Origin of the sequence: Actinacidiphila cocklensis, from assembly GCF_907177275.1 — a bacterium.
Lineage (GTDB): Bacteria > Actinomycetota > Actinomycetes > Streptomycetales > Streptomycetaceae > Actinacidiphila > Actinacidiphila cocklensis.
Window position 1 is genome coordinate 113,040 of sequence record NZ_CAJSLV010000046.1, and the last position, 25,544, is coordinate 138,583.

28 protein-coding genes are annotated in these 25,544 nt (G+C 69.5%); 26 read left to right on the forward strand and 2 right to left on the reverse strand.

The genetic code is table 11. The features are described from left to right. The first annotated feature begins 7 nt into the window (after nucleotides 1-7). From NFU81_RS09995 to NFU81_RS10020, 6 genes are all read left to right on the forward strand, one after another. A complete protein-coding gene (locus NFU81_RS09995; RefSeq protein ID WP_251487675.1) occupies nucleotides 8-2,173 on the forward strand; it encodes a zonular occludens toxin domain-containing protein in 2,166 nt (721 codons plus the stop codon). Between the two features lie 182 nt (nucleotides 2,174-2,355). After that, nucleotides 2,356-2,604, forward strand: a complete 249-nt coding sequence (locus tag NFU81_RS10000) for a hypothetical protein (RefSeq protein WP_251487677.1) — start codon at nucleotides 2,356-2,358, stop codon at nucleotides 2,602-2,604. A 409-nt stretch (nucleotides 2,605-3,013) separates the two neighbouring features. Then, complete coding sequence (locus NFU81_RS10005) at nucleotides 3,014-3,805, forward strand: TIGR04255 family protein (RefSeq protein ID WP_251487679.1); 792 nt, start codon at nucleotides 3,014-3,016, stop codon at nucleotides 3,803-3,805. After that, the gene (locus NFU81_RS10010) at nucleotides 3,795-4,445 is read left to right on the forward strand and encodes a hypothetical protein (RefSeq protein WP_251487681.1); all 651 of its coding nucleotides are present in this window, start codon (nucleotides 3,795-3,797) and stop codon (nucleotides 4,443-4,445) included. The genes NFU81_RS10005 and NFU81_RS10010 overlap by 11 nt, the downstream gene beginning before the upstream one ends. A 15-nt stretch (nucleotides 4,446-4,460) precedes the next feature. After that, nucleotides 4,461-5,150, forward strand: coding sequence for a hypothetical protein (locus tag NFU81_RS10015; RefSeq protein WP_251487683.1), 690 nt, complete (start codon nucleotides 4,461-4,463; stop codon nucleotides 5,148-5,150). A gap of 123 nt (nucleotides 5,151-5,273) precedes the next feature. Beyond that, complete coding sequence (locus NFU81_RS10020; protein ID WP_251487685.1) at nucleotides 5,274-5,465, forward strand: helix-turn-helix domain-containing protein; 192 nt, start codon at nucleotides 5,274-5,276, stop codon at nucleotides 5,463-5,465. A gap of 7 nt (nucleotides 5,466-5,472) precedes the next feature. Here the strand turns inward: NFU81_RS10020 and NFU81_RS10025 are convergent, their stop codons facing one another. Next, nucleotides 5,473-6,024: a hypothetical protein gene (locus NFU81_RS10025; protein ID WP_251487687.1), complete on the reverse strand. Its 552-nt coding sequence runs from the start codon at nucleotides 6,022-6,024 to the stop codon at nucleotides 5,473-5,475. 134 nt (nucleotides 6,025-6,158) lie between these two features. On the opposite strand from NFU81_RS10025, the gene NFU81_RS10030 reads away from it, so the two are divergent. From NFU81_RS10030 to NFU81_RS10070, 9 genes are all read left to right on the forward strand, one after another. Continuing rightward, entirely contained in the window at nucleotides 6,159-6,419 is a 261-nt protein-coding gene (locus NFU81_RS10030; RefSeq protein ID WP_251487690.1) for a hypothetical protein, read from the forward strand. A gap of 418 nt (nucleotides 6,420-6,837) precedes the next feature. Next, nucleotides 6,838-7,125, forward strand: a complete 288-nt coding sequence (locus tag NFU81_RS10035; RefSeq protein ID WP_251487694.1) for a hypothetical protein — start codon at nucleotides 6,838-6,840, stop codon at nucleotides 7,123-7,125. Continuing rightward, entirely contained in the window at nucleotides 7,109-8,608 is a 1,500-nt protein-coding gene (locus NFU81_RS10040; RefSeq protein ID WP_251487698.1) for a terminase, read from the forward strand. The genes NFU81_RS10035 and NFU81_RS10040 overlap by 17 nt, the downstream gene beginning before the upstream one ends. Nucleotides 8,609-8,612: 4 nt before the next feature. Then, nucleotides 8,613-8,846, forward strand: a complete 234-nt coding sequence (locus tag NFU81_RS10045) for a hypothetical protein (RefSeq protein ID WP_251487700.1) — start codon at nucleotides 8,613-8,615, stop codon at nucleotides 8,844-8,846. Then, nucleotides 8,801-10,219 (forward strand): phage portal protein, encoded by a 1,419-nt coding sequence (locus tag NFU81_RS10050; RefSeq protein WP_251487702.1) that lies wholly within the window; start codon nucleotides 8,801-8,803, stop codon nucleotides 10,217-10,219. The genes NFU81_RS10045 and NFU81_RS10050 overlap by 46 nt, the downstream gene beginning before the upstream one ends. Then, complete coding sequence (locus NFU81_RS10055) at nucleotides 10,216-12,393, forward strand: head maturation protease, ClpP-related (RefSeq protein ID WP_251487704.1); 2,178 nt, start codon at nucleotides 10,216-10,218, stop codon at nucleotides 12,391-12,393. Before NFU81_RS10050 ends, NFU81_RS10055 begins: the two co-directional genes overlap by 4 nt. 37 nt (nucleotides 12,394-12,430) lie before the next feature. Next, nucleotides 12,431-12,796 carry an Lsr2 family DNA-binding protein gene (locus NFU81_RS10060; RefSeq protein ID WP_251487707.1) on the forward strand — a complete coding sequence of 122 codons (366 nt, stop codon included), beginning with the start codon at nucleotides 12,431-12,433 and terminating at the stop codon, nucleotides 12,794-12,796. A 1-nt stretch (nucleotide 12,797) separates the two neighbouring features. Continuing rightward, nucleotides 12,798-13,349, forward strand: coding sequence for a hypothetical protein (locus NFU81_RS10065; RefSeq protein WP_251487709.1), 552 nt, complete (start codon nucleotides 12,798-12,800; stop codon nucleotides 13,347-13,349). A gap of 8 nt (nucleotides 13,350-13,357) precedes the next feature. Continuing rightward, the gene (locus NFU81_RS10070; RefSeq protein WP_251487711.1) at nucleotides 13,358-13,813 is read left to right on the forward strand and encodes a hypothetical protein; all 456 of its coding nucleotides are present in this window, start codon (nucleotides 13,358-13,360) and stop codon (nucleotides 13,811-13,813) included. On the opposite strand, the gene NFU81_RS10075 is transcribed toward NFU81_RS10070, so the two are convergent. Further along, nucleotides 13,800-14,294 carry a hypothetical protein gene (locus NFU81_RS10075; protein ID WP_251487713.1) on the reverse strand — a complete coding sequence of 165 codons (495 nt, stop codon included), beginning with the start codon at nucleotides 14,292-14,294 and terminating at the stop codon, nucleotides 13,800-13,802. The genes NFU81_RS10070 and NFU81_RS10075 overlap by 14 nt on opposite strands. 76 nt (nucleotides 14,295-14,370) lie before the next feature. Here NFU81_RS10075 and NFU81_RS10080 point away from each other — a divergent pair, with 76 nt between their 5' ends. Genes NFU81_RS10080 through NFU81_RS10125 form a run of 11 tightly spaced genes read left to right on the forward strand, consistent with a single transcriptional unit; the run spans nucleotide 14,371 to nucleotide 25,495 of the window. After that, complete coding sequence (locus NFU81_RS10080) at nucleotides 14,371-14,712, forward strand: hypothetical protein (protein WP_251487715.1); 342 nt, start codon at nucleotides 14,371-14,373, stop codon at nucleotides 14,710-14,712. Beyond that, nucleotides 14,709-14,984, forward strand: coding sequence for a hypothetical protein (locus NFU81_RS10085; RefSeq protein ID WP_251487717.1), 276 nt, complete (start codon nucleotides 14,709-14,711; stop codon nucleotides 14,982-14,984). The genes NFU81_RS10080 and NFU81_RS10085 overlap by 4 nt, the downstream gene beginning before the upstream one ends. Then, nucleotides 14,981-15,463 carry a phage tail tube protein gene (locus NFU81_RS10090; RefSeq protein ID WP_251487719.1) on the forward strand — a complete coding sequence of 161 codons (483 nt, stop codon included), beginning with the start codon at nucleotides 14,981-14,983 and terminating at the stop codon, nucleotides 15,461-15,463. Before NFU81_RS10085 ends, NFU81_RS10090 begins: the two co-directional genes overlap by 4 nt. A gap of 2 nt (nucleotides 15,464-15,465) precedes the next feature. Beyond that, a complete protein-coding gene (locus tag NFU81_RS10095; RefSeq protein ID WP_251487722.1) occupies nucleotides 15,466-15,936 on the forward strand; it encodes a hypothetical protein in 471 nt (156 codons plus the stop codon). A gap of 14 nt (nucleotides 15,937-15,950) precedes the next feature. Beyond that, a complete protein-coding gene (locus NFU81_RS10100; protein ID WP_251487724.1) occupies nucleotides 15,951-16,358 on the forward strand; it encodes a phage tail assembly chaperone in 408 nt (135 codons plus the stop codon). Beyond that, entirely contained in the window at nucleotides 16,355-16,477 is a 123-nt protein-coding gene (locus NFU81_RS40805; protein ID WP_274037221.1) for a hypothetical protein, read from the forward strand. Before NFU81_RS10100 ends, NFU81_RS40805 begins: the two co-directional genes overlap by 4 nt. 55 nt (nucleotides 16,478-16,532) lie before the next feature. Continuing rightward, nucleotides 16,533-20,939 carry a phage tail tape measure protein gene (locus NFU81_RS10105; RefSeq protein WP_251487726.1) on the forward strand — a complete coding sequence of 1,469 codons (4,407 nt, stop codon included), beginning with the start codon at nucleotides 16,533-16,535 and terminating at the stop codon, nucleotides 20,937-20,939. Next, nucleotides 20,940-23,171, forward strand: a complete 2,232-nt coding sequence (locus tag NFU81_RS10110; protein WP_251487730.1) for a hypothetical protein — start codon at nucleotides 20,940-20,942, stop codon at nucleotides 23,169-23,171. Further along, nucleotides 23,172-24,275, forward strand: coding sequence for a DUF5047 domain-containing protein (locus tag NFU81_RS10115; RefSeq protein WP_251487733.1), 1,104 nt, complete (start codon nucleotides 23,172-23,174; stop codon nucleotides 24,273-24,275). Then, nucleotides 24,272-24,856, forward strand: coding sequence for a hypothetical protein (locus NFU81_RS10120; RefSeq protein WP_251487736.1), 585 nt, complete (start codon nucleotides 24,272-24,274; stop codon nucleotides 24,854-24,856). The genes NFU81_RS10115 and NFU81_RS10120 overlap by 4 nt, the downstream gene beginning before the upstream one ends. A gap of 15 nt (nucleotides 24,857-24,871) precedes the next feature. Continuing rightward, nucleotides 24,872-25,495 (forward strand): hypothetical protein, encoded by a 624-nt coding sequence (locus tag NFU81_RS10125; RefSeq protein ID WP_251487739.1) that lies wholly within the window; start codon nucleotides 24,872-24,874, stop codon nucleotides 25,493-25,495. The last annotated feature ends 49 nt before the right edge of the window (nucleotides 25,496-25,544 follow it).

Below are 25,544 nucleotides of genomic sequence, written 5' to 3' on the forward strand. Positions count from 1 at the left end.
CACCAGCATGACCGACACCATCCTCCGCCTGGTCAAGGACACCACCGGCAGCGACGCCACCAGCCCGCCCGACACCGTCGAGGCCGCAGTCGTCGAGGCCGTCACCGAGCAGCTCGCCGAGCCCGTCGAGGGCGTCATCGTCGACTCGCCGCAGGTCACCGCCGACACCAGCACCTGGATCGGACAGCGCCGCGCCTACCTCGCCGACGCACCCCCCGTCCTCGCGCCTTGGCTCCGCAACGCCCGCGACCTGGCCGAACACACCCGCTGGACCGCCTCCTACCTCGGGCACGTCTCGGCCTTCCACACCGTCCGCGCACCCCTGTACGTCGTGCGGCTCATCGGCCGGTCCCCACGCGGGGCCTGGCGCCTGACCGTCCGCTGGGTCCGCTGGGTGTGCGACACCGAGGCCCGCCCCGTCGAGACCGCCGCGGCGACCACCGCGGACGTCGAAGCGTGGCTCAGCCTGTCCCGGGAGAAGTCCCGCCGGGTCCGCCCCCGCCGCATCACTTCCGCGGTGGTCGCCGCACCCACCGCGATCGGCGCCACCGTCGCCGGGTTCCTGCTGCCCGCCTGGGAGCTGGGCGCCGCCACCGGTCTGGCCCTGGCGCTGCTCGGGGTGGCCGGCCGCCGCCAGGACAAGCCCGTCATCACCCGCTACGTGTCCGTTCACCTGCAACGACCGCTGAACAGCAGGGAGATCACCGACGCTCTCGACGCCATCGGCATCAAGGGCACCCCGCAGTTCGTCAACCCCATCCAGGTCGACGGCCCCGGCTGGCTCGCCGAGATGGACCTGCCCCGCGGTGTCCTCGCCGAGAAGCTGCTCGACAAGCGCAAGGAGCTGGCTGGGGCGATGCGCAGGCCGCTGCAGTGCGTGTGGCCCTCGGTCGGCACCGAGCACCCCTCGCGGGCGAACCTGTGGGTGGCCAAGACCGACCCGCGCACGATCAAGCGCGTCTGGCCGCTCGCCCACGACGGGCAGGCCGACATGTACGGCGAGTTCCCCTTCGGCGTCACCCCTCGCGGTGAGACCGTGCCCCTGTCCCTGATCGGCACGAACGTCCTGATGGGCGGGGTGATGGGCTCCGGGAAGACCTCTGCTGTCCTGGTCATCGCCCTGGCCGGCGCCCTCGACCCCACCTGCGAGATGTGGGTCTACGAACTCAAGGGCTCCGGTGACCTCGACTCCGTCGAGCCCATCTGCCACCGGTACGTGTCTGGTGACGACGACGAGCAGTGCAAGGCCACCCTCGACGGAATGCGCGCCCTGGAACGCGAGATGAAGCGCCGCAAGAAGGCCGTGGCCGACCTGCCCGTCGAGGACGTCCCCAACGGCCGCAAGGTCACCCGGGCACTGTCCGACAAGTACCCGCACCTGCGGCTTCACCCGCTGCTGGCCATCTTCGACGAGGTCCACACGCTCTTCGAGCACCCCGAATACGGCAAGCCCGCCGCCGAGGTCGCAGGGCGCCTCATCCGCAAGGCCCGCGCCTACGGCATGGAGCTGATCTTCACCACCCAGAAGCCCGACGCAGACAGCATCCCGAAGATGGTCAGCGACAACGCGATCGTCAGGTTCTGCCTGGCCATCACCGGCCACATCCCCAACGACCTCATCCTCGGCACCGGCATGTACAAGCGCGGGATCAGGGCGAACATCTTCGAGCCCGCCGAAGGCTCCGACCCCAAGGACTCCGGCACCGGCTGGCTCGCCCGCTCCGCGATGAACGCCCGCATCGTCCGCGCCTACTACATCGCCCAGGAACTCGCCCGGGCCATCGGGCAGCGCGGCCTGGCCCTGCGCATCGCCGCCGGCACCCTCACCGGTGAAGCCGCCGGGCAGGTCATCGAGCCGGTCGACGTCGAGACCGTCGTCGACCACCTGCGCGCCATCTGGCCCGACGGCGCGACCGCCGTGCACTCCCACCGCCTCGTCGAGGCACTGGTCGCCTACCGGCCCGAGCTGTACGGCCCATGGATCAGCACCGACCCCACCCTGACCGACCGGGAGATCCAGGCCGCCAGCTCCGCGACCCTGTCCGCGGCACTGCGCCCGTACAAGGTGGCCACCGCGCAGATCACCATCCGGGACTGCTGCGGCGGCGCCAAAGGCGTCCGCTGGACCGACATCCCCGAGGCCGCCACCGACCCCGAAGACGACGACGAGTAGCCCAGCCCGGTTTCACCCCAACCCGAAACCGGTTTCGACCCCGATATCCCCGCCACGGTCACCTGACCTGCGGTGATATCGGGTTTCGAGGTCCACATCAGGGTGCCCCCGATCGGCCGTATGAGCCGCCGATCCCGGTCGTCCGCCTGTCGGCGGCTCATACGTACCCGTAGAGTGCAGCGGTGTCTCTGAGATCGCGCAAAGCGCTGACCGCCGCAGCGAGAATGCTCGCCGTCGACGCCTTCCTGATAGCCAGTTGGCGTTGGGGACGTCACTCAACCTGGAGCAGCATCACGCCCTGGGCAATCGGCCTCCTCCTCCTCACCACCGGAATCGCGGCCTATACCTGGTGGTGGCACAGCGACCCCCAGCGCCAGGACAGGGCGCGCATACTCCGCGAGGAGCGCGCCGCCCGGCAACAGCTCAAATGACACAGAGGCCCCGATAGCGTAGGGGCATCATGGGGGCATGGAACCGCTGTACGTCCCCGCTGGCCACATGTCCGCCCCGCAGGTCGCCACCACCCTCGCTAGCGCGTGGGCCTGCGCGCTTGGCGCCTCGCGGATCTAACGGCAGCCCCGGAGCCTTGCCATGTCGGAAGCACTCGCCGACCGCGGCCAGGAGACCGGCAGCGAGTAACTCCAGGTAAAAGAGGCAGGGAGGCGCCCGCGGGATTGGCCGGCTCAGCCCCGAACCGAGCACTTCTGAGAGGACACTCAGACCCATGATCGTGGGGCCACCGGCACCACACCGGCCGTCGTCGACGGCCCTTCGTGAAGACTCGTCCACTGGTTGCTCTGTCGGTTGCTGTTCTGGTTTTCCTCTGCAAGTATCTGTTGCATGGGTACACGTGAGATCTACCCGAACCCGCCCTTGGCCCTGACAGTCGTCGAGCTTCGGCACCCGGCCGCTCCCGCACTGAGCGACGCCGACCAGGCGTCGCTCAAGGCTGTCCTGACCAGCAGTTTTCCGCTCTTCAAGCCCGCCCATCGCATCAACCTCACCGTGACTACCTCAGGTACTAGCCAGGAAAGGATCACCGACGCTCGCTACATGACACGCGACCACACCGCCTCGATCTCCTACCGGCCTGATGCCATCGTGGTCGAGACCACCCGCTACAAGCGCCGCAGCGCACTGCGCGGTCTACTGCATCAAGCGGTGGAGGCTCGGCAGAAGGTTGCCCCGGTCGACGGCGTCGAACGCCTAGGCATCCGGTACATCAACGAAGTTCGGGCTCCGGACGTTGACGAAGCCAAGGACTGGGCACAGTGGATCTCCCCTGCGCTCACCGGGCTGATCAAGATCAAGACTGCCGATGATGGCGGCCCCCGAAACTGGCAGGGTCTGGCAGAGTTCGGCACCCCCGCATCGGGTGTCGTTCTGCGGCACGGGATCTTCGACGGCTACGCCGTCGACCCCACCGGCGACCTACGGCGGCCTACTCCCAATCCAGGCCCCTTCTATCTCATCGACATGGACTCCTTCTGGGCGTCCGAGGGCGATACTCAGGTGCTTGAGTGGGAATCCGTCGAGACGCGATTCGATGCAGCCGCGCTGTCCGCCAACGAGCTCTTCGAGCAACTGGTGACCGACGAATACCGGAGAGAGGTACTGCGAGTTGAACACTGACATCCGCCGTCCGCTGCCAGCTCCAACCGCACCGACCAAGGACTTGATCGAGCGGTCGGGCCCTGCGACGACCACTGCCTCGCAACTGTCCGACCTTGCCGAAGCCGCCGGGTCTCTGCGCCTGGTCGCACGCTTTGCCCACGAGGACAAGATCGAGCACCACCAGACCGAGCTGTTTAGAGCCTGGCAACAGCGCACCGCTGTGCGTGGCAGGTCCGCTCCGTCGCCGCTACTGGACGAATTGGCTGACCTGGGCTTCGCATGGCGGGACGTAGCCCGCATGCTCGCGGTCAGTGTCCCGGCCGTGCAGAAGTGGCGTCGCTCAGGAGGCGTGACTGGCGAGAACCGCCGACGCCTGGCAGGGCTGCTCGCCATGTGCGATGAGATCACCACCCGCTACCACGTCCAGGAGATCGCGTCGTGGTTCGAGATGTCGATCGTGTCCGCTGCTCCCGTCACTCCGGCCGACATGTACGCGGCCGGCAGGCCCGAACTCGTCCTGGAGTACGCCAGCGGACACACCGATCCCGAGCAAATCCTCACGGCTTACGACCCCGACTGGCGCGAGCACTTCCGCTCCAACTTCGAGGTCTACGTTGAAGCCGACGGGGAGATGTCGATCCGCCCGAAAGGCCAGTAAGGCGTGATCCACGAAATGGAGAAGCCGCAGAGCCCCGGCGAGTTGTACCTGGCCCGGGGCGATGAGGTTTCCGCTGTCCGCCCGATCCTCACCGGAGACGTGTTCGCAGACGTGAACGTCTGCGACACGGACGGAAGCACGGCCGGGCGGGCAGTCATGATCCTGGACCACCCATGCTCCCTGCGACTCGACGGCACCACCCTGGCGCCGCGGTTGACGGTCGCGGAAGTCCAGCCGGGCCCGATTGGCTCATGGCGCGGCTCCTACAACCGGATGTTCCTCCCGGACCTGCCCCTCGGGACGGACCCCGGCGAACCCCACGCTGCGGCCTACTTCGACAACTGTTTCCAGGTCACGCCGCAACAGCTTGAAGCAGGCAACCGCCTCGCCTGTCTGAGCACCGAGGGCATCAACTTGCTCCTACAGCGGCGCGTCCACCACTTCAGTCGCGTCGTCATCCCAACCTTCGAATTCCAGAACGCCAATGCCGGCGTGTACGAGGAGGCGGACCTGCTTGAGGAGTGGTGCGAGCTCCGCGAGAGGGACGGCGTCAAGACCAACGACGCCGCGAAAGAATGCATGGAGTGGCTGCGCGAGCAGGTCAGCGGCGGCCGGCGCCAGGACCTGCTCAAGGACCCGCAGAAGCGGAGCGCGATCCGCAGGGAGATGCGTGCGCGGATCAGGTCTCTCGGACCCCACTCCTGAGCCCACATGACCCGCATCCCTCAGACCGCATCACGACCGCTGTTGGAGCCCCGTGACCGGGTCCTCCCCGATCGTTCACAGACGGCTCGTCGGCCAACCCTGGCGGCCCGCCACACTGGACGCATGGAGCCCCTGTACGTCCCCGCCGGCCACATGACCACTCGGCAGGTCGCGAGCACGCTCGGGATCGGACCATCCGGCGTCCGCCAGCTCGTCGCCCGCGGCCGGCTGACGCGCGCCGGAGGCAGCCCTCGCCAGCCGTACTACGACACCGCCCAGGTGCTCGCCATCCTCGCCGAACGCGTGGCAGCTTGACAGCAGGTCAGCAGCGGTGTGACGATCTTTCCGCAGACGTATGCCACAACGAGGCCCCGCCATCGCGCGGGGCTTCGGCATGCAGGGGGTCGCCAGCCGAGTTCACGGTGGGCACCGGATACTTCGCCAGAGCCTTCTCGCCGAGCCGCTGAAAGTGGAGCCAAGGGTCTCTGCCGTGGTTGCGCCGGTCCTGAATGACGTACCTCGCATGGAAGTAGACATCGGCGTACAGCCAACCCCACTCCTTGAACACCAAGGAACGCTTGATAAAGCGCTCCTCCACGTACAGGCCGAGGATGTCGAACATGGCTATGGCGCTTACGGCCTTCTGATAGTCGTCCGACTTCCACCTCCGCATACCTATCGCGTCGTCGAGTCCGTTGATCTGCTCTCGCAACAGAGTGCGACCGGTTTGCATGTCCGGACGACTCAGCTTCTCGTGCAGGTCAAGGAACAGGTCCCGCTTCTGCCGCTTCATGGTCCGCGCAAGGGCGTACCCGCTCACCACGGCCGATGCGCCAGCAGCAGACGCCGCGAAGATCGCAACACCTTCAGTCATACATCCAGGTAAAGCGCATGATCATGGTTGGCGCCACAGATGCTGAGCCGCGCGGGGCGCTGTCTGCATGTGAGCGGAGGTACTGCGGCCAGCGCCCTCCGCAGTGACACAGCACCACCACTGCGAGGTGAGCCGTGAGCAGCACATCTGATCGTGGTTACGGCGCTGACCACCAAGCCATCCGCAAGGTGCTGCTCGACGAGGCCTACGGCCAGCCCTGCCACCACTGCGGCCACCCGATGCTCAAGGGCCAGGCGCTCGACCTCGACCACACTGCCGACCGCACCGGCTACAGGGGCTTCGCTCACGCATCGTGCAACCGGCGCGACGGCGCACGGCGCGGCAACGCCCGTCGTCGCAGGTCAGCCAGCCTGCGCACCTCCGAGCCCTGGTGAGCCAGGCGAAACGGACATAGCAGGGCAGGAAGGGGCGAGGGGGGCGGGTCGGGTACGGGGAAACGATCTTGCCCTGACCCCGCCCCCAGTCAAAAAATCTCTCCCCGACGTTCTTCTTAGCGGCACGCGCAGAAACCCCTTTTCTCCTGAAAGGGGGTTGGAATTTCGATTCTGGCGATTCGCCTGCATCCCGGTTTCCGGTGGGCTGTTCTTCGCCTTCACCTAGGTTCGCGCAGGTCAGGGGCTGCGTCAAGTAGTTCCGGGGGTCGAATTGAAGAAAGATTGCGAGACCTGCGGGAATTCCTTCGACGCTAAGCGGCGCACGGCAAAGTACTGCTCGGGGAAGTGCCGCGTACAGGCACAGCGCGGCTCTACGGGCACAACCAGCACGGTCGTCGCCTTCGGGATCGTGCCCCAGTTGCCGGCGGAGCCAGAGCCGGAGCGTCGGGCGGGGCCACTGGAGACCGCGGCGTTCCAGGAGCTGGACGCCGTCAGTCGCGCGGAGACGCTCGCCGGCGGGGTGGTGCTCGCGCTGGCGCGGCGTATCGACCAGGCAGGCCCGGACGACACCGGAAGCAGTTTCGCGGCCCTGACGAAGGAGCTGCGGGCCGCGCTGGCCGCCGCCGTGGCCGGTGCCGAGCAGGACGACGAGATCGACCGCGCGCGCAAGCAGATGGAGGCGAAGCGGCGTGGCCGAGCTGGTTAGGCCCACGCACTTCTGGGTGCCGGAGCACGTCGACACCTACGGGCCTCAGGTCGCGGACCTGTGCCGTCTGGCGAAGTTCGAGCCGGACCCCGAGCAGCAGATGGGGCTGGACGCCATCTTCGCGGTGGATGAGGCCGACAAGGTCGCGGCGCTGGAGGCCGCGGTCGTCGTGGGCCGACAGAACATGAAGACGGGCCTGTTCAAGATGGCCACGATCGGCTGGCTGTTCCTGCTGGATCAGCGCCTGGTCGTCTGGAGCGCCCACGAGTTCCGGACGAGCCAGGAGGCGTTCCGGGACATGGAAGAGCTGATCATGGGGACGCCGCAGTTCGCCAAGCGGGTGAAGCAGATTCACCGCGGCAACGGTGATGAGGCGATCGAGCTGTTCGACGACCGGCGGCTGATCTTCAAGGCGCGGACGAAGAGCGGCGGCCGTGGGCTCAGCGGAGACAAGATCATTCTTGATGAGGGCTTCGCGCTCCAGCCATCGCACATGGGCAGCCTCTTCCCCACGCTGGCGGCCCGGCCGGATCCACAGGTTGTGTACGGGAGTTCGGCCGGGAAGGTCGAGTCGGGCGTGCTGCGGGCCATCCGGGACCGCGGTCGGACCGGCGGGGACCCGTCGCTCGCGTACATCGAGTACTGCGCGCCGCCCCCGAAAGAGGCGTGCGCGGACGGCGAGAACTGCACGCATGCCCGGGACGTGCAGGGGTGCGGCTGCGACAACATGGAGTTGATCAAGGCCGCCAACCCCGCGATCGGGCGCCGGATCACCGTGTCCTACGTGAGGGGTGAGCGCCGCGCGCTGCCGCCGGCCGAGTTTGCGCGCGAGCGGATGGGCTGGTGGGACGACCCGATCGGCAGCGAAGTCCCGATCAAGCCCGCCGAGTGGACGGCGTGCCTCGATGAGGAGTCGCGGCGCACGGGCTCGGTGGCGCTGGCGGTGGACATCACCCCGGACCGGTCGGTGTCCAGCATCGCGATCTCCGGGCGCCGGGCGGACGGCCTGGTGCACGGCGAGGTGATCGAGCACCGGGCCGGTACGGGCTGGGTGGTCGACCGGATCGTCGAGCTGTTCAAGACGGTCCAGCCGACGCCGGTGGCGCTGGTCATCGACCCGGCCGGCCCGGCCGGGTCACTGGAGAAGAAGCTCCTGGAGAAGGGCTTCAGCACCGACAAGGAACTGCTGCCGGGGGCGTGGCGGCTGCACTTCATGGGGTCGCGCGAGTACGCGCAGGCGTGCGGGGCGCTGGCGGACGACATCGCCAACGGCGAGTTCCGGCACATCGGCCAGGCCCCGCTGGACACCGCGGTGGAGGGCGTGGCCACGCGGCCGCTGGCGGAGGCGTGGGCCTGGTCCCGCGGCAAGAGCGGCGCGACGATCGCGCCGCTGGTCGCGGTCACCCTGGCCCGCCACGGTCACGCCACGTTCGGAGTCACAGAGCCCGTGGCGCCCTTCGCGCTCTTCGGAAAAGGGAGGTAACGCCATGGCTGTCGCACTGATCGAGCGCGTGCCGGTCGAGCGGATCAACGAGCAGGCCCAGCAGCTGCGATTCTGGCGGACCGTCGCGACGGTGCTGGCAGGCCTGCTGTGGGGGCTCGGCTGGCTCGCGGCGCGCAGCTGCGCGGTGGCCTGGCTGGCCGTCGCGTGGGCGGTCGCCGCGGTGCGCGTCGGGTGGGCCGACGCACGGCGGCCGCCCCGCGAGGGCGGGACCGGCTGATGGGGCTGCTGGAGCGGATCAACGCGCAGCGGGCACCGGCGCGGCCGCGGAACCTGAGCCTCGACGAGTACGCCCAGTTCTTCACCTTCGGCGGGAACCAGTACCCGCTGCTGCAGACGACGTACTCGACGATCGACCAGGAGCGGATCGCGTGGTCCGCGGACTGGGCGGCGAAGTCCAGCGGCCCGGTGTTCTCGCTGGTCCTCGCCCGCATGCAGGTCTTCTCCCAGGTCCGCTTCCAGTGGACCCGCTTCACCGGGTCGCAGCCCGGCGACCTGTTCGGCACGTCGGACCTGGCGGTGCTGGAACGGCCGTGGCCGGGCGGGACGACCGCCGATCTCCTGGCGCGCATGGAGTGGGACGCCTCGGCGTCCGGGAACGCCTACATCCGCCGCAAGGGCTCGACCCTGCACCGACTGAACCCGGCATGGGTGATCATCGTGCTGGGCTCGCAGGAGAACGCCCCGGACCCAGGAGCCGCGGCCGACACGACGGTCGCCGGGTACCTGTACGTGCCGCCCGGCGCGAAGCCGCAGTTCTTCCTCCCGTCGCAGGTCTGCCACTACGCGCCGCTGCCCGACCCCGATCGGCACTTCCTGGGGATGAGCTGGATCACCCCGGTCCTGAGGGACCTGCAGGGCGACCAGATGGCCACCGAGCACAAGTACAAGTTCTTCGAGAACGGGGCCACACCGAACCTGGCGATCCGGTTCGAGCCGACCGTGCCGATCGAGCACGTCAAGGCGTTCATGGAGCTGGTCGAGGAAGAGCACCGCGGCGCCGCGAACGCCTTCAAGACGATGTACCTGGGCGGCGGCGGCAGTCCGGTGCCGGTCGGCAACACCTTCAAGGACATGGACTACGCCGTGATCCAGGGCCGGGCGGAATCCCGTCTCGCTTCCGCGGCCGGCGTCCCGCCCAGCTGGGTGGCGTTCTTCGAGGGGGTGCAGGGCTCGACGCTGAACGCCGGGAACTACAACTCGGCCCGGCGTCGGTTCTCCGACGGCACGATGGCGCACCTGTGGGGCAACGCGGCCTCGTCGCTGCAGCAGATCCTCACCGCGCCAGCGGGCGCGAGCCTCTGGTACGACGCCCGGATCCCGTTCATGCGCGAGGACGCCGGCGACCTGGCCTCGGTCCAGTCGCAGGAGGCGGCCACGATCGCGGCGCTGATCCGGGACGGCTTCATCCCCGAGACGGTGGTCGCCGCGGTGCGCAACAACGACTGGAGCCTGCTCAAGCACTCCGGTCTGACCTCGGTCCAGCTGGTGCCGCCGTCCAGCGGCCAGGAACCGGTGCCCGGCTTCTCGCCCGGTACGGACCCCGGGCCGGTACCGGCCCCTGCCAACGGGAAGGAAGTGGCGCGCAGATGACGCGCAAGCGCAAGCGCGGCGAGGGAGACGGCTGGTACCGGATCGCCAACGCCGCCGCCGGGGACGGCCCGGTGCAGATCCTGATCTACGACGAGATCGGCATGTGGGGCGTGACCGCCTCCGACTTCATCCGCGACCTGTCCGCCGCCGGGGAGCGCGCCGTCGAGGTGCACATCAACTCCGGCGGCGGAGACGTCTTCGAGGCGTATGCCATCTACAACGCCCTCGTCGCCCGCCCCGGGGTGACGACGGTCGTCGACTCCCTGGCGGCCTCGGCCGCATCGGTCATCGCGATGGCGGGCGAGCAGCGGCTGATGGCCCGCACCTCCCAGATGATGATCCACGACGCATCGGCCTACTCCGGTGGCAACGCCGAGGAGATGCAGCAGATGGTCGAGCGGCTGCAGACCGTCTCCGGTCAGATCGCGGGCATCTACGCCGACACCGCCGGCGGCCAAGCGGACTACTGGCGCGACCTGATGCGCGCCGAGACCTGGTTCACCCCGGAACAGGCCCTGGAAGCAGGGCTGATCACCGGGGTCCTCAGCAGCACCCGCGAGCAGGCACCGGCCGCCGCGGTATCCCCGGGACCCGGGATCCAGGCGGCCGCCACGGCCGCACCCGACGCAGCAACCACCGCGGGTGCGCCCGCAACCGATGGAGAGGAACCGAACATGCCTCAGGACGAGGGCGCGCTGACCATCGAGGCCCGCCGTAGCCGCATCAGCGACATCGCCGGGCGGCTCCAGGAGATCGCCGGGCAGTTCCCGGCGGCCGTGCTGCCCACCGACCGGCAGGCCGAGTGGGACCAGCTCGTCGCCGAGCGGCGCGACCACCAGGCCGCGCTGGACGCCGTCGACGCCCGCAACGCGGTGCTCGCCGACATGCACGCCGGCCGACCCCAGACCCACGAGGCGCCGCAGGGCGGAGCCCCGGCCGCCGCCCAGCCGCAGCGGCCCGGGGCGCCCGCCGTGCACATCAGCCGCGACATCTACGACATCGCCGCGATCCGGCAGCAGGCCCGCAGCGCCGAGGAACTGCCCGCGCTGTACCGGGACAACGCCCTGCGGGCGATCGAGGCGGCCCGCTTCCCCGGCTCGAACCGGGAGGACGCGCAGACCAACGTCGAGCGGCTGCTGAACACCGTGCCCGACGACAAGCACGGCGAGCTGGCCCGCCGGATCCTCGCCACCGGCTCCCCGGGCTACAAGCGGGTGTTCGGCAACGCGCTGGCCGCGGGCAACCCCGGCGCGCTGGGCAACCACGACGGGCAGATCCTCGCGCTGGGCGCGACCGGCGCGGGCGGCGAGTACGCGGTGCCGTTCGAGCTGGACCCGACGGTGCTGCTCACCTCGAATGGGTCGGTCAACCCGCTGCGGCAGATCGCCCGGGTGCAGCCGATCGTCGGCAAGGAGTACGACCTCGTCACCACCGCCGGTGTGACCGTCTCCCGTGTCGCGGCGAACACCCCGGCCACGGACGGCTCCCCGACCCTGGGCCAGCCGACGATCAAGGCCGAGCGGGTGCAGGGCTTCATCCCGTTCAACATCGAGATCGAGGGCGACTGGACGGGCCTGCAGGCCTCCATGATGGAACTGCTGCGGGACGCCAAGGACATCGAGGAGGCCACCGCCTTCACCCTGGGCACCGGCACCTCGCCGGACGCCGGCGGCGTGGTCACCACGCTGAACGTCTCCAGCAAGGTCGACGGAGCGACGGGGGCGATCCTGTCGATCACCGACCCGACGAACCTGGAGAACGCGCTGCCGCCCAGGTTCCGCAGCAACGCCTCCTACATGGGCTCGAAGACCATCTTCAACGCGTACAGGCAGCTGCTGCTCGCGCAGGCCGGTGCCGCGGGCGACCCGTGGAACCGCCCCTCGCAGGGACAGCCGGCCGAGTTCTTCGGCTACCCGGCGCACGAGGCCTCCGACATGGCCTCGACCGTCGCAGCGGGCAACAAGGTCCTGATGCTGGGCGACTTCAAGCGGGGCTTCATCATCGTCGACAAGGTCGGCATGAACATGGAGCTGGTCCCGCACCTGGTACAGCAGGCCACCGCCGGCACCGGAGTCGGCATGCCGACCGGCCAGCGCGGCTACTACGCCTGGTGGAGGAACAACTCCCGCGTCATCATCGACAACGCCTTCCGCCTGCTGACCATCCACGCCTGACCGCTCCCGCGGCCGGACCCAAGGACCGAGGTAGGCAATGAGTGAAGGAACGATCTTCGTAGCGACGGACAGCATCCACGGCGAGTTCGAGGGCCGCCCGCTGTACCTCCACCAGGGCGTAACGACCGCGAGAGACGGGCACCCCGTGCTCGCGGCGTTCCCCGGCCACTTCGTGCCGCTGCGGCCGACGTTCGAGGTGGAAGACGAGCCGGAAAAGGAGGCGGAGACGACCACCCCGGCGGACACCACCCCGCAGGCGTCTGCTCGGGCCGACCCGGCGGCCGCGCCGGCGCCGAAGGACGTCCGCGCCTGGGCGGCCGAGCAGGGCATCGACGCGCCGGCGCGGGGCAAGCTGCCCGACGCCCTCGTCGAGCAGTACCAGGCGGCCCAGCAGGGGGCGTGACATGCCGATCCTGACCCTGGACGAGGCCAAGCGGCAGCTGAAGATCCCGCTGGACGACACGTCCGACGACATGGAGATCCAGGCCTACTGCGACGGCATCACGGCGGTCATCGAGGACTACAAGCACGAGGCCATCGCCCAGCGCACGGTCACCGAGGACATCGAGCACACCACCCGGTTCGGCAGGCGGTTCCGCCTGTGGTCCGTGCCGGTCATCTCAATCACCTCGGTGACCGCAGTGGTCGGCGGGCAGACCTGGGACGTGGCGAACCTGCGGGTGAGCCCCAACAGCGGGCTGGTGCGCGTCCTGGCCGGGCCGCCGCTGCACTGCCTGGCCGAGGCCGTGTACGAGGCCGGGTACGAGACCATCCCGGAGCACTACAAACGAGGGGCGGCCGTGGTGCTGCAGCACAACTGGGAGACCCGGCGCGGCGTCGGCGGAAAGCGGGCCGGCGTCATCGGCGCGGAGGAGACCTACGACCCCCGCTGGTCGTACAGCATCCCCCGCAAGGCGTTGGAGTGGCTGGGCGCCCCGAGGCCGGTGAGCGGCTGATGGCGTGGATGTCGACAGTCCCTGACGCCCTGGACGCCCTCGTGGCGGCTTTCCGGGCGGCCCCGGGCCTGTCCGGTGTGAAGGTCTTCGACGGGCCGGTGGTGACCGCCTCCGGGCAGATGGAGGCGGTCACGGTCGGAGACGTCGGCGACCAGGAAGACCCGACCGCAGTCGAAGGGCAGAACACCCGCGAGGGCCTGGCGGCGACTCCGGATCGGGAGCAGTACGCGATCCGCTGCGCCGTCCTCGTCCTCAACGGCTCGGGCGACGCTTCCGCCGCCCGCCGCCGCGCGTACCAACTGCTTGGGGAGGTCGGTGGCGTACTCGCTGCCGACCAGCGCTTGGGGGGCACGGTGATGATTGCGCAGCTCGGATCATCCACCCTGGCCCAGGACCAGGACGAGAACGGCGCCCTGGCAACGATCGCCTTCACCGTCGAGGTGGACGCCTTCACTCGCCGCTAGCGCCAGGCTGCGTCGCCAGGACGCTTTTGCACTTCGGGCAGGTGCCGCCCCGCTCGGCCCGCTGGGTCAGGGACCCGGCGACGCCCACCGCGGCGATGAACGCCGCCAGGGCGGCCACAACGCCCACGCCGACCGGGTGGATCGCGGCCGGCCACGACGCCAGCCGGCGCAGGCCGTCGCCCACGTCGACCGAGGTGAAGCACGAGACAACCGACACGGCCACAGCAACCAGTTGCAGCAGCGCGACGAACGTGACGACCTTCCCCCACACGTTCCGTACAACGGGCTTCACGGGCTGATCGCAGTTCCGGCAGAAGTAGTCACCGTTACCGGCCGGCTGCTCCGGCGCCTCGGGCGCGGCGGTAGTCGGCCCGGCGGGGTCCGGCTGATCGCGCAACGCCTTGATGGCCAACATGCGCTCGGTGCCTTTCAGTTCCGGGTGTTCACGCTCGACCTGGTCTTTGGCGTCACGCAGGTTCATCTGTCCCCCTCGGTGTGCGGCGATCGGGCGATGGTCGCACCGCAGAAAGTCCACCACGCCACGAACAGGAGTTTTCATGGCTGCCCTGAGTACCCACGTGGTCCCTTTGCAGGGGCTGCAGCTGGACGCGCAGCTTGCGGCTGCTACGTCCGGCGGTGACGACTGCCAGACCGGCCAGGGGGTCTTCCTGGTCGTGAAGAACGCCGACGCCTCCGCGCACACGGTGACCCTGGCGACGCCGCAGACGGTCGACGGGGACCTGACGGTCTCCGACCGGACCGTGTCGGTGGCGGCCGGGAAGACCTCGATGATCCCGGTCACGGACCGGTACCGGAACCCGGGGACCGGCCGGGCCGCGATTACCTACGACGGTGTCACCAGCGTGTCGGTGGCCGTGATCCGGGTGTCCGCGTCATGAGCACCGTGTGGATGCGGCACCCCGAGTTGCCGGTGACGCAGACGGTCCAGGTGGACGAGCGGCAAGTGCCTCACTACGCAGCGGCGGGTTGGGTGAAGACCGAGCCGCCTGTACCGGAGCCGCACCCTCTCGCCGCCCGCAGGGACGCCGCCTCGACGACGCCGGCACCCGAGCCCGAGCAGCCTGCCGTAGAGGCCGCGGAGCCTGAGCCCACCCCCGAGCCCGACTCGTCGAAGAGGCGGCGCTCCACCTCGAAGGAGACGACGCCATGAGCGCCACCCCGATCAGCCAGTCCACCCGCTACTACCGCCAGGGCATCTCCAAGGTGCTGTGGGTGCCCTCGATCGCAACGCTGAGCGCACCGAGCCGGGCCGAGCTGAACGCGGGGATCGACCTGTCCCCGGAGATCAGTGCGTCCAGCGGCTGGGAGGTCACGGGCAACACCGAGGACACCAACGCCCTCGGCTCGCGCTTCACGGGCAAGGTGCCCAGCAACACCACCGCGGGCGACTCCAGCCTTACCTTCTTCGCCGACGCCACCAGCGTCGACGTCCGCACCGTCCTGCTCCGCGGCGATTTCGGCAACGTGGTGTGGATGGACGAGGGCGACGTCGTCAACTACCTGATGGACGTGTTTCCGGTGCAGGTCACGGGCGTGCCCAAGCAGCGCGACATCTCGGCGGTGGCGGGCATCATGGTCAACTTCGCGACGCTCCGCGAGCCTGCGGAGAACGTCTCCATCCCGGCCTGACCGTGGAGCTCAAGCACGGCCGGGACCTGACGCGGATCTCCCGCGAGCTGCGGAAGATGGACGACCGCGAGTTGCTCAAGCGGTTCCGGCGGGAGCTGCGGGCCGCGGCCAAGCCGTTGGTCCCGGCCGTGCGGGCCTCGATCCGCCAGATCCCGTCGTCCCGCCCGTACACCGCGGCGGGTCTGCGGGGGCAGATGGCCCGCGCGACCGGCCTGGAGGTCAAGACCACCGGCCGTCAGGCGGCCGTGATCATCCGTGTGGACGGCCGGAAGATGCCGGTCAAGGCCAAGGCGCTTCAGGCCTACATGGAGGGCACCAAGCCGAAGTGGCGGCACCCGGTCTTCGGCAACCGAAACGTCTACGTGCAGCAGCAGCCGCACCCGTACTTCTTCACCGTCATGCGCACCGGCGGCACCCGGGCACGTCTCGCCGTGAACCGGGTCATCGACCAGGTCAGCAAAGACATCACCTGAGAAAGCGAGCACCCATGTTCCTGTCCCGTGACGCCATCATCGCTGCGGTCGACGCCGTCACCGAGACGGTCTCCGTCCCCGAATGGGGCGGCGACATCGGCGTCAAGTCGATGACGGGCGCCGAACGCGACGAGTACGAGATGGGCCTGCGCAAGAAGGGCCATCTCGACCTGCGCAACGCCCGCGCGAAGCTGCTGGTGCGCGTGCTCGTCAACGAGAACGGCACCCGGATCTTCGCCGACCAGGACGCCCTGGCTCTCGGTAAGCGCAACGCCGCGGTCCTGGAGCGCCTCTACGACGTCGCCGCGCGCCTGTCGGGCATGACCGACGAGGCCGCCGAGGACGCAGAGGGAAACTCCGAGGAGACGGAGGAGCCTGGCGACGGTTCACCTTCGCCCTCACCCGAGACCTCGGAGGCATGACCCGCGCGGAGATGCTCGCCCGGATCAGCTCCGCGGAGCTGACCGAGTGGATGGCGCTGTACCGGATCGAAGACGAAGAGCGCCAGGCGGCCGAGCAGGACCCGGCTGACGCGCCGTAGCGCCCCGCCCCCTTCCTGAGCTGCGGCTCAGCTTCATTGAGAGGGGGCGGGTGTCGTGGCTTTCAGGACAACCGGCGTCCGGTACGACCTCGTTGCCCGCGACTCCGCGTCGAAGACCTTCAACTCGGTCGGCTCCAGCGCCAGCAAGCTGGAGAAGGGCCTCGGGCGGCTCGCGAAGGCCGGCCTGATGGCGGGCACCGCTCTGGCCGCGGGCGTGGCGGTCGGCCTCGTCGACGGCACGAAGAAGGCCGTCGCTTTCGAGGCCGAGATGAAGAAGATCCAGACCCAGGCCGGGGCGACCGCCGGGGACGTCAAGGTGCTGTCCGCGCAGGTGCTGGAGCTGGGCAAGTCCACCCAGCAGGGGCCGGAGAAGCTCGCCGAGAGCCTGTACCACCTCAAGTCGGTGGGGATGTCCAACGTCGAGGCGATGACGGCCCTCAAGACCGCCAGCGACCTGGCGGCGGTCGGCGGCAGCGACCTCGAAGCCACCACGAACGCGCTCGCTGGCGCCTGGCGGACCGGCATCCGCGGGGCGGAGTCCTTCACGAAGACCGCGAGCACGGTCAACGCGGTAATCGGCGCCGGCAACATGCGCATGGAGGACATGGTCGCCGCGCTGGGTACCGGCATCCTCCCCACGGCCAAGACCTTCGGTCTCACCTTCGCGCAGGTGGGCGGCGCTCTCGCGCTGTTCACCGACGAGGGCATCGACAGCGCCAGCGCCGCGACCCGGTTGCGCATGTCCATTTCCCTGCTGGCTGCTCCGAGCGGTGCGGCGGAGAAGCAGCTCAGGAAGATCGGCCTGACCGGCAACATGCTGGGCCAGGCGATGCGGAGCCCGGACGGCATCATCGGCGCGATCAAGCTGCTGTCCCTGCACCTGGACAAGTCCGGGCTGGACGCCACCCACCAGGCGGCCCTGCTGTCCCGCGCGTTCGGCGGCGGCAAGTCGTCGTCCGCGATCCTGTCTATGGTCAACAACCTGGATGTCCTGGAGAAGAAGCAGGAACAGATCAACAACTCGATGGGCAAATACGGCCCGGCCGTAGAGGCCCAGCGGAAGACCGCGGCCGCCCAGTTCGCCCTGATCAAGAGCAATTTCGAGGTATTCGAGGTCAAGGCCGGGAACTTGCTGCTCCCGCCGATCACCCAGTTCACGACGTACATCAACAAGACCGCGCTGCCCGCCGTGCACCACTACAGCCAAGAGCTGCTGGGCATGGTGCCCGTCGACAAGATCAAGGCGGGTTTCACCGCGGCCACCGGCCTGGTCGGCGACTTCATCGGCGGCCTCATGCCGAAGAGCAAGAAGGCGACGGTCACGGCCCCGGCGATCCAGGTCAAGGCGCCGACCGTCCCCGACGCGCTGCGACGGCCATTCGTCTTCACGACGCCGGCGCCGCAACTCAAGTCGGCGAAGGCCAGCATCCCGCGGATGCTGCAGGTGCCGAAGGCGCAGGACAGCGCGGCGAAGAAGTTCGGCCTGCAACTCCGCGGCCTGGTCTCCGGCGGGATCGGCGACGCCATCAAGGGCATCGACTGGGGCCAGCTCGGCAAGACGATCGGCTCGGGCCTGGCGACAGCCGTCGGTTGGGTTGGCGAGCACACCGCGGACCTGACCAAGCGGTTCATCAAGTTCCTGGGCAAGATCGACTACGTCCAGATTGGCAAGAGCTTCGGCAAGATGGCGATCCCTCTGGCGATCGGCATCATTGGCTCGCTCTTCGACCCGCTGTTTTCCCTGGACTTCTGGCAGCACCACTGGCTCGACACGATCATCGCGGTCCTCAGCATCATCCCTATGGGGAAGATCGCCGGGCCGCTCGCGAAGGTCTTCTCCAAGGTTCCGGTCCTGCGGTTCTTCTCGCCGCTGCTGCGCGGTATCGAGGCCATGGGCAAGCCCATCGGCGATGCGGCCGGCGGCGTCGTGAAGTTCTTCGGAAGCTCGCTGTGGAAGGGCATCGCACGGGTCTTCCCCGAGGCGACCAGCGTCCTGGAGCGTGAATCGGGCCTGCTCACTACCCGCCTCGGCTCATGGGCCATCGACCTGAGCCGGGCCGGGGGCCGGGCAATCCGGTTCCTCGGCAATGGCATCAAGGATGGTTTCGGCTGGGTCATCGCCAAGGTCGGCGAGGGCATCGGCTACATCATCAAGCCGTTCGCGGACGCCGGGTCGTGGCTGATCCGCAAGGGCGGGGATGTCGTGACCGGGCTCGGCCGCGGCATCGCCGCTGGCGCATCGGCCATCGGCCGATTCACCGTCGACCATGTGGTCACCCCTGTGCGGGGCGCGTTCAGCAGGGCCGGGTCGTGGCTCGTGGGCCGGGGCAGTGCGGTGGTCTCCGGCGTGAAGTCGGGTATCACCACTGGCGCTTCGAAGCTCGGCTCATGGATGAAGACCAACGTGATCGACAAGATCACGGGGGCCTTCACCAAGCCCGCCACCTGGCTGGCGGCCACCGGTGGCGCCATCGTCTCTGGCCTGGTTGCGGGCACGTGGTCGTGGCTGTCGAAGAAGGGCAACGACTTCGTCTCGTGGGCGGGGAAGATCAAGGACAAGATCGTCAGCGCGATTACGAGCGTCTTCAAGATCGCGTCCCCGTCGAAGCTCATGATGACCTACGGCGGACACATCATCGCCGGTCTCCAGCACGGCATGCTCCGGGGCAAGGACGTCCTGCACGCGGCGGTGCGGGGGCTGTTCCACTCGCCCCTGGAGGCTGCGGAGAACCTGCTCAAGAACGGGGTGAAGCTGCCCGCGAAGTGGGTCGGCAAGCTGCTGTCGGCCAAGGCGCCGCAGGGCTCTGACGTCCCGCTCAACCCGAACGTGGCCAGTGCGCAGAGCTATGCGGCGGGCCTGGTGGGGCAGCTGTGGCCGAAGGACGCCGCGCAGCAGATGGGCGCCCTGCGTTCCCTGTGGATGGCGGAGTCCGGGTGGAAGGCGAACGCCCGCAATGCAGCCAGTGGCGCTTACGGCATCCCGCAGGCGCTCCCGCCGGAGAAGATGGCCTCCGCCGGCGGCGACTGGCGCACGTCTGCGGCCACGCAGATCCGCTGGGGCCTGTCGTACATCAAGAGCAGGTACGGCGACCCGGCGACGGCGTGGGGCAGCTGGAATGTGCACCGGCCGCACTGGTACGCCGCCGGCGGCCTGGCCCCGATCGGGCAGACCGCGTGGGTGGGTGAGCGCGGCCCGGAGCTGATGCAGGTCACCCCGCGGGGGACGCGCATCCTCAGCAACCGGGACTCGCTGGCGATGGCGCGGATGTCGGGCATGCAGGTGCCCGGGTACAGCCAGGGCACCGTGGCCGGCAACAAGGTCGCGGCGGCTGAAGCCGAGCTGGCGATGTGGAAGCGCCGGGAGGCGCGTGCGCACTCCAAGGCCCGGCGGCACGCCGACGCGTTGGAGGTGCAGGCCGCGGAGAAGCGGCTGGCGGCGGCGAAGAAGCTGCTGACCGGCACGAACAGCGTGGCCAACAGCCTGCAGAACGGGTTCCTGAAGTCGCTGGAGACCGGCACGGCGGCGGGCATCGCAGCCGCGGTGAAGGGCATGAACACCAGGCTCCAGGCCGCCGGCGCCGGGAGCCTGGTGGCGGGCAACCTCCGGACGTCCGCGCAGCTGCAGTCGCTGGCCACGAGGAAGGCGTCGATCGCGTCGCGGATCGCCCAGGCGAAGCAGTTCGCCAGCGATCAGGCGGGCTCCCTCGGCGACTTCCTGAGCGTCGGCGGCACGTCGGCGACCTCGGCCGCCGGTGTGGTTGCCGAGATGCGGAAGGGCCAGCGGACCGCGTCCGCCTTCGCGGCCGAGGTCGCGGGCCTGTCGAAGCGGGGGCTGTCCAAGACCCTGCTCAGCCAGCTCGCGGCGGCAGGCCCGGGGAGTCAGCTCGCTGCGGCCCTGAGTCACGCCTCGGCGGCGGACATCAAGTCCCTGAATGCTGCGGCGGGCGCCCAGGACCAGCTGACCACGTCGTTCGGCCGGACCATGGCCGACTCGATGTACGACAGCGGGAAGGACGCCGCGAAGGGCTTCCTGACCGGTTTGGCGAGCCAGGAGAAGGCGCTCCAGGCGCAGATGAACCGCCTGGCGGACGGCATGGTCAACACGATCAAGAAGCGGCTGGGCGTCCACAGCCCGAGCACCGTCTTCCGTGACGAGGTCGGCAAGCAGATCGCTCTCGGTACGGCCACCGGCATCGACCTGCACGGCCACCAGGCGGCGCGCGCGGTGCAGCGGATGGCGGATACGGCCGCGGCGGTGCGTGCGCGCGCACGGGCCACCGGCCAGTCGGCCGGTGGCGATGGTGGGCAGGTGGCGGCCCTCAAGGCACTGGCCGCCGCGCTGGCGTCGGCCGGCGGCACTGAGGTGCACGTGCACGTCAACGACCCCGCCTTGCGGGACCTGATCCGTATCGAGGTCGAGGGCGGGCACGCCGAACTCGCCGAGGCCCTGGGGGTGGTGTAGGTGGCGATTCCCGGCAACTTCCTGAGCGCGACCACCGAGATGGTCGACCCGGACACGTCCGGGTGGCAGGCCACGCTCAACTGCACCAAGAGCTTGGGCAGCCAGGGTCGGAACGGGGACGGCGTCCTGACGTTGACCAGCGTGGCGTCCGGGGAGATGCAGGCCAGCACGGTCAGCACGTACCCGATCGTCGCGGGCACGGTCTACCAGACCTTCGCGGATGCGTCGTCGGCGAACGAGCCGGAACGGATCGGTATCCAGTGGCTGAATGACTCCCTGGTCGCCGTGGGCAGCACGACCTGGTCGCCGACGACGAACACGGCGTCGGCGACGCTGCACCGGATCTCGGTGGCCGGGCCGGCGCCGGCCGGGGCGACCCGTGCCCGAGTCGTCCTGTCCGCGTCGCCGACGGCGGCCGCGCGGGCGCACTTCTTCGAGAACGTGTACCTGGGTGCGCCATGGAGGACCAGCGGCAATCTGCTCAGCTTCAATGTGGAGTCCGGCGGGGAGATCGACGCCACCGGGTGGGCCGTGGACACCAATTCCACGGTCAGCCGGGATGTCCCGATGGTGCAGTGGCCGGTCAGCTGGTACTACTCCGGCGGCTGCACGATCAAGATGACCGTCACCGCCAACGGCAACGCCAGCATGAAAACGGCGGAGGCTCCGGCGGTGGTCCCGGGCACCGAGTACGTCGGGTCGGCGTACCTCAGCCCGCCCACCGCGGGGGCGTCCTGCTGGATCGAGCTGCGCTGGCTGAACGCCTCCGGCACCCTGATCAGCACGAAGCGGGCCGTCCTGGCGCAGCCCAGCACCGGCGTGTTCCGGCAGTACGTCTCCGGGATCGCCCCGGCAGGTGCCGCCACCGTCGTCCTGGCCACCGGCATCACCTCGGCCACGGCCGCCCAGGTGCTCAGGATCGACAGCGCCGTGGTGCAGGTGGCCGTCCCGATCATCGCCGGGTCCGTCGTGCCTTTCGAGGACGCCAGCTTCGAGGCTGGGATCGGGCAATGGACGGTGGCCAGCGGGGTGGCCACGCTCGCCCGGTCCACCCCGTGGAACTCGGTGGCCTACAACGGCGCGTACTGGCTGATCGTCACCTCATCCACGGCCAGCACCAGCGTGCTGCTCTCCGGCCGGTACCCGGTCACGCCCGGGGTGTCCTGGCGTCCCCAGGGGCAGTTCGTCGCGGCCGGCGGAGCCTGGGGCATCGCACCCAACCTCCGCTGGTACAACGCCGCGGGCACGCTGATCAGCACGTCCGCGCTGCCCGCCGACTCGATTCCGGGTGACGGGCAGTGGTGGCGGGACTGGAACGACATCGTCGCGCCGGCGGGGGCTGCCACCGCGGCGATCCAGCTGACCGTCACCGCACCCGCGGCGGCCGCCACGCTCGTCGTCGACGCCGTCGCTCTGCTCCAGACCGTGGCCGCGTTCGCGGCCACAGCGAACAGCAACATCGGGTCGGTCACGCTGGTACTGCGCGAGCTGGACCCGGGCGACCTGCTGACGGTGTACCGGATCGTGGGCGCCACCCAGACCCTGGTACGCGGCCCGGCCGGGTGGATCAGCGGCCTGGTCCTGGTCTCCGACCAGCTGACGGTCGAGGACTACGAGGCGCCGATCGGCGTCGAGGTGACGTACCGGTTCGAGATGCACGACGCCACCACCGGCGCGTCGGCCGGCGGCGGCACCAGCAACACCGTGAGCCTGACCTTGCCCGACATCAGCGACTGCTGGGTGAAAGACCCCCTGCAGCCGCAGCGCAACATGCTGCTGCAGGCGGCGGCAGCACCGGACTGGACCCGGCCGATCGAGCAGACCGAGCACCGTATCCGCGGACGCCGCAACAGCGTGATCCTGAGCGACGTCCGCGGCGGGCTGACGGGCACGCTGCAGGTCTGGACGATGACCGACGAGGGGCGCGCGGGCCTCCACTACGCCCTGGACACCGGCAACCCGCTGCTGATCCAGTTCAGCCCCGGCCTGGGCCTGGAGGACGCCTACTTCGCGGTCGGCGAGGTGACCGAGCCGCGCCTGATCGCCTACGGCGGGGAACCACGGCGGCGCTGGTCGCTGCCGCTTACCGAGGTAGACGCACCGATCGGTGGGACCGGGGGCACGGCTGGGTGGACGGTGCAGGACGTCGCCACCACCTATGCCACCGTCCAGGCCGTTTTCGACACCTATGCCACCGTCCTCGACCTGATCCTCGACAACCGGGAGGTGTAGATGTACCCGGCCCCGTCGACCCGGTTCATCCCGGCTCTGGCGTACTCCCACCGCGTCGCGACCCTCGTCGAGCTGATCCGCACCAACGGCACGACGGAGGTGCTGGAGCACACCGGCGGCAGCGTCACGGTGGACCGCAAGCAGGTGCCCCGCCGCACCTGCACGGTCACGGTCGCCGACCCGGCGCTGATTCCCCGCACACCCGCCGACAAGCTCTCGGTGTACGGGGCCAAGCTCCGCATCAGCCGGGGCATCACCTACGGCGACGGCAGCACGGAACTGGCGCCGATTGGGTACTTCCGCGTCGATCAGGTCACCGGCGACCCCGACATCGGCCCGGTCACCATCACCGGATCCGGCCTTGAGGCCGCCATCGTTGACGACGTCTTCCGCACCCCGACCACGGTCGCGTCCGCGACCACCGCCGTCACCGGCATCACGCAGCTGATCCAGGCCACCCTGCCCGGCGCCACCGTCATCAGCCGCGCCACCAACGCCGCGGTCGGCACCATGAGCTGGGACGCGCAGACCTCCCGATGGGACGCCATCACGGCGCTGGCCACGGCGATCGGCGCGGAGGTGTACGCGGACGCCGGCGGGACGTTCGTCATCGCTCCGCTGCCCGACCTGCTGGCCAGCTCGGTGGTGTGGGAGGTCGCGGCGGGTGAGGGCGGCGTGATGATCAGCGCCAACCGCGGCATGTCCCGCGCCGGGGTGTTCAACAGCATCACGGCCTACGGGGAGAACCTGGTCGACGGGGCGGCCCCGGTCAGCGCGACCGTCGAGGACACCGACCCCACCTCGCCCACCTACGTAAACGGCCCCTTCGGCCGGGTCGTGGGCGACGACTACACCAGCGCCACCCTGGTCACGACAGCGCAGTGCACCGCTGCCGCCACGCAGCTGCTCAAGACGGCGTTGAAGCCGAACGCGACAGCGGACATCACGAGCCTGCCGAACCCGCTGCTGGAGCCGGGCGACGTGATCCGGGGCGTCTACCTGGACGGCACCCGCGAACTGCACCAGATCGCCTCGTTCGAGATCGGCCTCGACACGACCGCGGCCATGGTGATCGCCACGATCGCGGCGAAGGGAGACTCGTGACCAGCCACACCGCACGCCGGGTCGCCGCCGCCGTCGCCCGCCAAGCTCCCCGCAAGGCGGCCGCCGACCCGAAAGCTCGCGGTGCCGACTGGCGGACCGCGGTGGTGGCGACCGTCGGCACCAACACGATCACCACCACCGACGGCATCCCCTGCCGCCGCCTGCAGACCTACCAGGCCCCCGTGGTCGGCGACCAGGTCGTCATCTCCCGCAGCGGCAACGGCAACTGGCTCGCCATGGGCCGCGCGGCGCTCCCCGACGGCTGGTCCCCGCTGCCCCTGGCATCCGGGTGGACGGCATGGGGCTCGCCGTACTGGACGCCCGGCTACAGGATCAACGACAACGGCACCGCATCCCTGTGCGGGCTCGCGAAGGCCCCGGCATCAACCACCGGAAACGCCACCGTCGGGACGCTGCCAGCGGCGGCCATCCCCCCGACCCGCCCGTTCTTCCCGACCGTGGTGAACAGCAACGTGCCCGCGGCCTTGGAGATCACCTCCGCCGGAGCCGTGCAGATCACCAACTACTCGGGGACCGCGGCCTGGGCCGCCCTCGACGTGGCCACCTACCGGCTCTACTGACCTGAGGAGGAGCGCGTGCCAACCGACAAGTGGGGCCAGGGCGTCTCGTATCTCGATCGCAGCGACAAGCCTGACCTGACCCTCATGGGCCAGAATCTCGCCGACGGGCTCGCCGGAAGGTCGGTCATGCGGTTCGCCGACACCGCCACCCGGGCCTCGATCATCACCGCCCCGGTGGCGGGCATGGTGACCTGGGTCGGAGACGCCGCACGGCTGGAGTGGTACACCGGGTCAGCCTGGCTGCCCATCGGCACGGACCGCGAGACGATGCCCTGGACCGACCTCCAGTCGCTCGGGTCCTGGGGACCCGGTTTCTCCGCCGGCGTCCCAGCTCCCCGGATGCAGAAGACGGTCGAGGCCGGCGGCACCGAGGTGTGGAAGTACGAGGGCCATATCGCGGTCGCCAGCCTCACCCCCGGTACGGGCGGCATCGCCACGGCGATCACCTTCAACACCGGGTACCGCCCGGCTGTCGAGCGGGGCTTCATGACCTACGCCACGAGCGCGGGCGCCTACGCCGCGTTCACTGCGCTCAAGGCCAACGGCCAGCTGCAGGTTGCCGTCCCCACGGCCGCCGGCAGTGGCACCACCAGCGTGTCGCTCGACGGTGTCCGCATCACCAACCCGTTCGCCACCTGAGCCGAACTACCGCGCCGCCCCGTGCCGCCTTGGCCTGGGGCTCACGTAT